Genomic DNA, 9,193 nt, shown 5'->3' on the forward strand with positions numbered 1-9,193 from the left:
TCCTCTCGATCAGGGGTGATGGCTCGGATAACAGAGGTCACGCGGCACCGCGGGCGGGAGCCGGCTGCGGCTGGCGAGCGGTGCGCAGCGGGATCGTCTCGGTTCGGGTGGCGCGGGCGACGGCGAGTGCGGCGCGGTGGCGTGCGCGCTGCTGGCGGTCGTGGTCGTTGGTGTAGGCGGCCGGGGTGGTCTCGATCGCGGTGCGGTGGGCGTCCTCGGGTTCGCGCAGCCGGTTGTAGTGCCGGGTCAGGATGGCTTCCCGCTGGGCGGTGGCTTCGTCGACCGCAGCATGGCGGGCCGCGGCGTCCTCGCGCATCCGGCGGCGTAGTTCCTGGTAGGGGGTGTGGTCGGCGAGCGGGTTGCGGGCCGGAACTGTTGGTACGGGGCAGGGCACGGGCCGCTTGTCGACGTCGTGGTCGGGCCGCAGTGCGGGGGCAGGGCCGACACGGACGTCGATAGCGGTCACGGTTCCGGGCCGCAGCTGGTCGAGGACGGTGAGGATGCGGCGGGTCTGGTAACGGAGCTGGGCGGCCCAGGCCGGGGAGTCTGCGACCACGCGCAGGCAGCGGGTGGTGGGGTCGTAGCCGGCGAGGTGCCAGTGCGCGGCGGCGTCCGGGCCGACGATCGAGGGCCAGCGGTCCCGCAGGCCTCCGCCGGCGGTGCCCAGGGTCCAGCCGTGCGCGGCGACCAGGGCCAGGAACACCTCCGCGATCGGCTGCGGTTCCCGGGGCCCGGGGCCGTGCCGGCCGGCGCGGCGAAGCGTAGCGGCGGGGCGCTTCACCGGGGTGTCACTGCGGCTGGAGGCGGCTTTCCGGGCAGCTCGCAGGGCTGTGCGGGCCAGGTCGGCTCCGCTCGCGACGGGCTGGCTCATCAGGCGCTCACCACCCGGTCGGTGTCCTCGAGATCGGTGGTCCAGGTGTTCAGGAACGCCCAGTCCTGGTCGGTAAGCTCCGTGGCCGGTCGGGCCGGACGCGCGTGCTCGCGCACCCGGCGGTACACGTCGTCCGCCGCGATCCGGTCGAACGCGTACAGGCACCACTGCCGATAGGAAGCACCGAAAACTCCCAGGTCAGCGGCCACCTCGTCCCAGCGGTCCACCGGCTGCCATGTCGGCAGGCGGCTGCCGTGCGGGCGCTTAGCCGGGGCGTCCAGAAGGCCGTCGGCCAGGTAGTACAGCTCGCCGGTCTTCACGACCAGGCCGTGCTCCATCAGCGGGGCCAGGCGGGCGTGGACAGTCGCGCGATGCCGCCGGGTGCTGGCCGCGAGCTCCACCGCGGTCTGCCCGTCCCGGTACGCGAGAGCCGCCACCACCTCCGCAGCCGTCTTGCCCAGACCCCGGGCCCGGAACGCGTCCCGGGTCATCAGGTCGGAGAGGAGGCGGAAGTCCAACTCGGCGGGGGCATCGGACGGGGCAGCAGGCGTCGTGGCGGGGGTGTGTCGCCGGTTGACCCCATCCAGGTACCCGGGGGCCTCGTGCCCCACTTGGCGGTTGGGGTCAACCGGCGACACCACGTCAGCCGACCCCCGCCGGGGCCTGCCCAGCACCCACTTCGAGGACGCCCCCGCCCCGCCCCGCTCGGCCCGCCACAGCCACCCAGCAGCCACCAACCTGGCATCCGACCGCTTCACCGTCGACTCCCCCACCCCGATACCCAGCGCCAGCTGACGCTGCGACACCTCGTGGTCGAACCCGCCAGCCCGCTCACAGAGCCCCAGCCGGTGCAGGAGGTTCGCCCGGTCCGTCTGCCCGGCCTGCCCGGCCCACGGGAACACCTCGATCGCGATCCGACGCTCCGCCAGGGCCGCCATCGCGTCCCGACGCTCTCGGATCGGCGCGGACTCACCCGTCACACGAACAGCACGCCGCCACACCCGGTCCAGGTACTTCGTGGCGTGGTCGTGGCCCTTCGCCCGGGACAGGTCCCGCAGCAGCGCGCCACCGGGCGCCGGAGAGGCGAGCAGGACGTCCCGCAGGGCGAGCTGGTCGGCCCCGGCCCGCGCGAACCCGAACGCGATCGCGCTGGTGACCCGGTGCGTGTCCCGGCCGGCACCCGAGCCGCCGTCGGAGCCGCCCTCCCGGTACCGCTCCATCCCCACACCCTCGACCACCAACGCCCGCATCCGGGCCGACAAGCCGGTGGGGATCTTGGACTGCCAACCCGCGGACCGCTGGCCGGGAACCAGCAGCCAGGCCGGAACTACACCCGACGGGCCGTCCACGGCGACACCAACACCCTCACCCGAACAGGTGATATGTGTCACAGCCCTGGGACTGTGGGCTGCGGCTCCGACAACCGGTCCGACAACCGGTCCCTCAACGAATCCCCTGGAAACGGAGGGTGCAGCGCCCGGATCCCGCCCTGCGGGATCGGCGTCAAGGCCCGCACCGGAAACCCCAAGATCAACAAACCTAGGCAGTGAAGACTGGAAAGGGGTCCTGACCTGCTGCAAAATGGCAGAGCCTCCTGCTCTTACGTGCGGGAACGCAGAAGCGCCCCCTCGGGGGTGTTGGTTCAGCCCGAACCGAAATGCCGCCCATCGCGGGCCTCGGCCGCCAAGCCGAGACCCGTTCCGGGCCCTCGTCCGATCGCCAAATCGGACGGATCACGCAAGACCGCAGTCCAGTGGTTGGCCCCACCGGAAGTGGTCGGGGTTGCTGGCCTCGCCAAAGGCCGGCGCCCCCAAGACGACTAAGTCACACTGACCCCCTTCGGGGGAGAGGTGTACCTGGATACGACGACGGCACCCCGCCGGAGCGACCTCGAACCGGTCGCCTCTACGGCGGGGTGCCGCACGTGTGCCTGCCGATGGGTACGGGTACCCTTCACTGCGTCACCACCTTCCGCGTGGTCGACCGGGACGGGCCCCCGGCCAGGGGCGCCGATCCACTCTGGTGCCGTCCGGACTTGTCCAAGGTCCGGGCGGCAAAGTTCGTTATGGATCACTGTCGGGGCAAGCCTACCCCTGTGGACAACTCGCAGAGTAATGGCGAGCACACCGTGTCGATCTGACGCCCCGACCATGCGACGGCCCGACAAGCCCTTCATCGGCTGGATCCCCTCAGCATCTCCAGGGCGTCCTCCACCGAGATCCCCTGGTCGTCCTTCGCATCCGTCCAATGCCGGAGCGTGTCGGCGACCGCGCGCATCACCTCGTCCGGAAGGCCCGCGGCGCGCAGCGTGTCGGCGGCCTCCTCCAGCTCCGGCGCCCAGCGCCACGCCCGAGCCGCAGTTTTGGCGATGTAGCCGGTCTCGGCCAGGTAGCTGCCCTGCCGCCCGCCGGCCACCTCCAGCAGCGCCCTGTCGACGCCGTGATGCTGAGCCACGCCGTAGGCGAGCGCGGCCAGCACCCGGGAAGCCTTCTGGTAGGCCGTGTAGGAGACCTTCAGCGCGGAGGCCTGACCGATCTCCTCGCCCAGAACCGGCGTCGACACCGGAGTGCCCGAGAACAGCTCCGTCACCAGCTCGGTGGCGTCGGCGGGGCCGGAGAGGAACAGCCGCGTGTGCTTGGCGCCGACCGGCGGGGAACCGATCACCGAGCCGTCGACCACCGCCCGGGCACTGCGGCCCACCAGGTCGGCGATGCACTGCACCCGGTCCGGGCTGATCGCGTTGCCCTCTACGTAGATCCCGGTGAACCCGTGCTGGGCGACATCGCGGGCAACGTCCTCTGCCGCAGCCGGCGGGCACAGGCTGAGCATGACCTCAGCTCGATGGAACAGCTCGCGCAGCTCGGCCACCGGTTCCAGCCCGGCCTGCTCGGCGCGCCGAACGGTCGCGGCGCTCCGCCCGGACGGGCACCACAGCACCCTGGCCCCGGCCGACACCGCGCAGGCTGCGACGGCCGCACCCATGCTTCCCGGATGCAGCACGCCGAGAACTCGCCGATCCGGCGTCACCGGCCACCGCCCCGAACAAGAGCGAGCGCCTCCACAGCGGTGGGCACGACGTGATCCGGCTCCGCGCCGCCAGACCAGGGCTGACCGTGCGAGATCCACACGGTGCGCAGCCCGGCCCTCCGGCCGCCGACGACGTCCAGGTCGGCGTTGTCGCCGATCATCCACCCGCCCTGGGAGAGGTCCCTGCCGACGCTGGCGGCCGCGGCCTCGAAGATCTGCCGCTCCGGCTTCCGGGCACCAACTTCTTCGGAGATGCACGCGGCGCCGACCACGTCGGCGATGCCGGACGCCTTCAGCTTGGCGCGCTGGATCTGCCCGCCGCCGTTGGTAACGACGACGACCTGGTGGCCGGCCTCCCCAACCGCGGTCAGAGCCTCCATCACACCGGGGAACGGCTTCACCGACGCGGCGAGCTGCGGCTCGTACCGCGACCAGAGCTCGCTCGGCGAGTCCGGGAGACCGAGCTCGGCGCACAGGGCCTCGATCACGTCGAGGTCCGCCCGGATCTGCATGGCCTCGAGCATCCGCTGCTCGACCGCCGGTCCCAGATCGTGTTCCATGCAGTACCCGGCCACCCAAGCCGTCACTGCGGCGAGCCGGTCGATCAGCGTGTCGTCGAAGTCCACCAGCACCAGGTCGCCATCGCCGCGCGTGGCGGTGAGCGCCTGGCGGATCTGCTCGGCGGCGGCCTCGGGCCCGACCTCGTCGCTGCGGATGGTCAGGTCGAAGCGGAAGTCGGGGTTGTCGTCGAGGTCGGCCCGGGTCGCGTCCCACGCGGCCAGCCGCGCCGGAGTGTCCGTGTCGCCCCGGCCGTTCGATCGCGCCTCGGTGATCTCCCGCGGACACCACAGCAGGACGGTCAGCCACTGGGCCGGGTAGCCGTCGAGTACGGCCCGCACCCCGTCGACCTGGCCCAGGTGCATCACCGGAACCCCAGCCGTGAACGCAGTGTCCAGCCCCGGCCGGTCCGTCACGTACGTGCTCTCGTACCGAGAGTTCTCGTACACGACCGCGCCCGACGCTCGCAGCTCCTCCAACTGCTCGGGCGTGCCCATGCGGTAGCCGGCGAATCGGCCGGTCCCGACCTTCACCCGCGAGAACAGGGAGAAGGCGGCGTCGAGATCGGCCAGGGCCCGGGTGATGGTGTCCTTTCCTGCGGCCGGCGGGCCGTAGAGGATCACGCCGCGTACGGCGGGTGCCTCGTTCATGCGTAGACCTCCCGGATCGCCTGGCGGGCCTGGTCGGCGAGGGAGATTGCGGCGCCGAGCCGGTTGTCGACAACCAGGTGCGGCACGGCCGGCCGCAGGTCGACGTCGATCGTCTGCAGGTACTCGTTCCACCGCTGGAGCTTCCAGGCATCCCGGGCCGCCGAGCGGAAGGTGATGTACTCGCGCATCGACTCGGCGTCGCACCGTACCCAGATCGGCGCGACATCGACGCCGAGCGAGGCGCAGCGGTTCATGAGCCGCTGCATCCAGTCCGCGTTGGTCATCTCGGCGACGAACGGCGCCGTGAGCACTGTGCTAATGCGGCAGTTGATGTTGGCCCAGGCGGCTTGCATCAGGCAGTCGTACTCGAGGTCCCGGACCTGCTCCCGGTACAGATCGGTGTGCCGGTCGTTCGGGTCGCCGCCCAGTGAGACCAGCAGCCTTTCCACCAGTGGCCGGGTCAGCGGGTCCTTGTCCAGCAGCGGCCAGCCGGTCAGCTGGGTCAAGAACCGGGCGAACTCCGTCTTGCCGGATCCGGCGTAGCCGCCGACAAGGACCACGACCGGGCGGTGCGGGTCGCCACCGGTGTGCCGGCGCTTCCAGGCGTCCAGGATCCGCTGCTGCACGCCCAGGTGGTCGGCTTCGTCGCTGCCAGCCGCGATCCGGTGGATCGCCCGCTCGACAGCGAGCACGTGCCCGCCGTTGTGCTCGTCGCTCGCAGGCGTCAGGCGGAAGGCCGTTTCCTCGCCCGGCAGCGCAGCGCGGAACCCGAGCTCGGGGTCCGTCGCCCGGTACAGCAGGCAGTACGCCCGCCGGTAGTGCGGCCCAGGGTAAACCTCACCCTGCTCGTGCTGCCACAGGGTCTGTGGATTCGCGGCCGGGATGCCCCTGAGCTTCGCCTCCTCGGCGACCTGGCGCAGCTTCTCCCCCGCCCTCTCCAGCGTCAGCCCATGCGCTTCCCGCTGGGCACGCAGCAGGTCAGGCCGCCACCCCGCACGTTCCTTCGCCATCCCCCCACCCTCCAGTGTCACCATGCCCGGCAGCCTAGGACTGACCAGCCAAAACCCATGTGTACGCAGATGTGAATTCGTGTGTATGGACGTGTTGATGGAGCTGATGACGCAGCTGTGATTCTTCGTCAGGCCCTCAGCCGCTGTGATGTACCTCGCAAACGGCTGAGGGAATCGGGCGAATCGGAGGTGAGCATCAGTGGCCGTCCTCGGCATTGCCGTCATGGGCAGGGCGGGCGCTTGGGTGCCGGCTGATCGAGTAGCCGATCTCGAAGAGTTCGCTGCTCATGCGGGTGTCGTTGACTTCGACCACCTGCCCAGTCGGCGAAGCGGTGACCCGCAGCACGCGCAGCAACGGGACGCCGACATCGGTCGGCAAGCCCAGTGCTTCGGATTCCTCGGGCGACGGCATTCGCGCGGAGACGGTCTCGCGCCACTCGAGCGGGCCGTGGCCCATCTCCTCCAGCCTGTCGTAGATGCCGCCAGGACCGGTGTCGGCCTCAGCCAGTCGGCTGCCTCGGGCCATGTCGGCCGGCAGGTAGCTGGTCGCCAGCTGCATGGGAGTTCCCGTCTCGGGATCTCCCATCACCCGGTCTCGCACCAGGACTTCGGCTCCCGGCTCCAGACCCATGAGCCCAGCCAGGTCGATCGGGACCACGCCCCAGTTGATCGTGGGGGGCTGGAGTGCCTTCCACGGCTGGGCAGTGGGGTCGAAGTAGTAGCCGATCTCATCGCGGAAGACTTCGCGGGACCGGGTGACCCGCATCTTCTCGGGACGCTCGCGGACGATCGTGCCGCGGCGTCGGATCGCGACGACCAAGCCCTCTTGCTCCAACAACGCGATGGCGCTGCGGACGGTTTGGTAGCCAGCGCCGTACTGCTCCTGGAGCTCCGTCAGCATCGGGAGCTTGTCGCCGGGACGGTACTGCCCCTCGGCGATCTTCTGACGCAGGTCAGCGGCGATCTCGCGATACGAGGCAGCCACGGCGGTCACCCCTTTCTAAGGCTGGACGGACCAAGTCTAGCGATAGCTCTATCAGGCGCAGACGGTGGGACACAACGTCGATCGCGACATATAGCTATCGGTATTGACATCATGCAGCCGGTCCGCTCTACTTGGCAATAGCGATAGCTATAACGCTCCGTAAGGGAGTGGGGGATCGCTGTAACCCTTGACATCTCCATAGCTCGACCTGCACCGAGCCGCTCACGGTACATACGGGTGACGATCCACGAGGTCCCCGCCGCCGGGCTACGGACAGCTCTCACGCAGCGGTTGCGCTGCCCGCCCACCACGGCTTTCGGCCGTGGCGGGCGGAGAACGCAACGGCAACGAGATCCCCGAGACCGAGGGAGACACCCCATGCGTCACAACGGCCGGCCTGCCCTGAAGGCCTCGCAGATCCGCTCCACCCACATCACGCTCCACCCCAGCGAGCCCGTCACCGTCGTCTGCACCGACTGCGGGACCTGGCGCAAGCTGACCCGCTCGATGATCCCCGCGCACCGCTCCACCGACCTCGGCCGCGACCTGCGCGACGCCGACGGCCGCCAGATCCGGCGGGACACGCGGTGCCCCGGCAGCGGCCAGCGCATCCAGATGGACCTCACCGTGGCCCGCTGGGTCACGCAGGTCGAGGACGGCCTCGCCGAGGTCGCCGCCCGCCGGCCGACCACCGTGCTCCGCAAGATTCCGACGCCGAAGCCGCCAGCGCTCCACCAGCTGGCCCCGGCCGCGCCCACCGCCGACACGGCCCGCGCGGCATTCGACTCGCACAGCGCCCGATGCGCCGGCCGCAAAGACAAGACCACCCGCGAGAACAGCACCACCGGCTGCTCCGGCACCCGGCTGTGCACCGACGGCGCCCGCCTGTACGCCACCTACCTGCAACTGCTGCGCCAGGAGCCGGAGCGCCTCGCCGCCCAGGCCCGCGCCGAGCAGGAGCAGCGGGAGCAGTTGGAGGAGGACGCCATCCAGGCCGGTGAGCAGCTGCGGCGCCGTCAGGCCCTGTGGGCCGAGCGGTCCGCGCAGTCGGACCACGACGCCTGGGTGCGCCGGGTCGAGCCGCTGTACGGGCACGCCGATTCCCGTCGGCGGTTGTTCGGCCCGCAGCTCCCGACCCAGGGCTACATCACGCAGGAGGCGTCGCTGGCGCTCGCCGCCGGGCGTACCGAGGCGGCGGTCCGCGAGGCCAGCCCGGTGCGCAGGAACTCCTCCGCCGTCTGACCGGCCACCACCGGCACGAACCGCCACGGCCGCCGCCCACCCCCTGAGCACGACGGGGTGGGCGGCGGCCGTTGCTCTGCCCGCACAGCATCCCCGCCCCGCGTGACCAATTCCGAGGAGACCGCGATGCCCGACCCCCTCACCGCCCCCGCCGCCGTGCTGCTGGCCGAGGCCTACAGCTGGCACTCGGGGAGCCTGCGCGACCTGGTCCTCAAGCTGCTGGACGACGCCGGCCCGGACAATATCGCCAGCGACACGGTCGACGACCTGTGCGCCGAGCTGTGGCTGCACGCCGCCGGACTCTTGGCGGTCCGCAGCTGCTCGTACACCGAACTCCTCGACGTCCTGGACTTCAGCACCGAGATCCTGGTGAACCGCCTCCAGCGCCAGCCGGCGGTGCGCCTGACGGGTCGACTGGCCACCGCCGCCGACGCGGTCGACGTCGCGGAGCTCGCCGCCGCCGCGACGGACCACGGCCCCCTGCCCCGTCCCCGGAGCCGGTGGGCTCTCAAGTACATGAGCGCGCTGCACACCGCCGCCTGATGCGTACCCACCTGATCGCCTACCTGGCCCGTACCGGCGCCAGCGTCGAGCAGGGCGTAGCTCGCGTCCCGTCGCAGCGGGGCCGGCCGTCCTGGCACGAGTGCGCGGACGTCGTCCCCGGATACCTCATCGGGCAGTACCTCGGTTCAGCCCCTGAGCCCGAGGAGATGCGGCCCAGGAGCCGCCCCGCTTGACCCTGCTACCACCAGTCCGACGAACGACCACGGCCCGGGGGGTGGCCCCCCAGGTGTCGGGGGGGGCGGGCGGGTGCGGCGGTGGGAGGGGTATAGATGGCATAAAAGAGAAG

The 9,193-nt window shown here is 71.0% G+C and carries 9 protein-coding genes; 3 read left to right on the plus strand and 6 right to left on the minus strand.

Annotated features, from left to right (window positions below):
* Positions 1-37: 37 nt before the first annotated feature.
* From ACFXAM_RS22470 to ACFXAM_RS22495, 6 genes are all read right to left on the minus strand, one after another.
* Positions 38-871 carry a DciA family protein gene (locus ACFXAM_RS22470; protein WP_380293917.1) on the minus strand — a complete coding sequence of 278 codons (834 nt, stop codon included), beginning with the start codon at positions 869-871 and terminating at the stop codon, positions 38-40.
* Complete coding sequence (locus ACFXAM_RS22475) at positions 871-2,220, minus strand: hypothetical protein (RefSeq protein ID WP_380293919.1); 1,350 nt, start codon at positions 2,218-2,220, stop codon at positions 871-873. The genes ACFXAM_RS22470 and ACFXAM_RS22475 overlap by 1 nt, the downstream gene beginning before the upstream one ends.
* An 823-nt stretch (positions 2,221-3,043) precedes the next feature.
* Positions 3,044-3,853, minus strand: coding sequence for a DUF1932 domain-containing protein (locus ACFXAM_RS22480; RefSeq protein WP_380293921.1), 810 nt, complete (start codon positions 3,851-3,853; stop codon positions 3,044-3,046).
* 41 nt (positions 3,854-3,894) lie between these two features.
* A complete protein-coding gene (locus ACFXAM_RS22485; RefSeq protein ID WP_380293923.1) occupies positions 3,895-5,106 on the minus strand; it encodes an HAD-IA family hydrolase in 1,212 nt (403 codons plus the stop codon).
* Positions 5,103-6,116 (minus strand): AAA family ATPase, encoded by a 1,014-nt coding sequence (locus tag ACFXAM_RS22490; RefSeq protein WP_380293933.1) that lies wholly within the window; start codon positions 6,114-6,116, stop codon positions 5,103-5,105. Before ACFXAM_RS22490 ends, ACFXAM_RS22485 begins: the two co-directional genes overlap by 4 nt.
* Positions 6,117-6,312: 196 nt before the next feature.
* Positions 6,313-7,101: a GntR family transcriptional regulator gene (locus ACFXAM_RS22495; RefSeq protein ID WP_380293925.1), complete on the minus strand. Its 789-nt coding sequence runs from the start codon at positions 7,099-7,101 to the stop codon at positions 6,313-6,315.
* Between the two features lie 378 nt (positions 7,102-7,479).
* On the opposite strand from ACFXAM_RS22495, the gene ACFXAM_RS22500 reads away from it, so the two are divergent.
* The 3 genes from ACFXAM_RS22500 to ACFXAM_RS22510 all read left to right on the plus strand — a co-directional run bounded on the left by ACFXAM_RS22500 (position 7,480) and on the right by ACFXAM_RS22510 (position 9,080).
* Positions 7,480-8,343: a hypothetical protein gene (locus tag ACFXAM_RS22500; RefSeq protein ID WP_380293927.1), complete on the plus strand. Its 864-nt coding sequence runs from the start codon at positions 7,480-7,482 to the stop codon at positions 8,341-8,343.
* Between the two features lie 126 nt (positions 8,344-8,469).
* Positions 8,470-8,886, plus strand: coding sequence for a hypothetical protein (locus tag ACFXAM_RS22505; protein WP_380293929.1), 417 nt, complete (start codon positions 8,470-8,472; stop codon positions 8,884-8,886).
* Complete coding sequence (locus ACFXAM_RS22510) at positions 8,886-9,080, plus strand: hypothetical protein (protein ID WP_380293931.1); 195 nt, start codon at positions 8,886-8,888, stop codon at positions 9,078-9,080. The genes ACFXAM_RS22505 and ACFXAM_RS22510 overlap by 1 nt, the downstream gene beginning before the upstream one ends.
* The last annotated feature ends 113 nt before the right edge of the window (positions 9,081-9,193 follow it).

The sequence above is a fragment of the Kitasatospora sp. NPDC059462 genome (assembly GCF_042749955.1).
In the GTDB taxonomy this organism is placed as follows: domain Bacteria; phylum Actinomycetota; class Actinomycetes; order Streptomycetales; family Streptomycetaceae; genus Kitasatospora.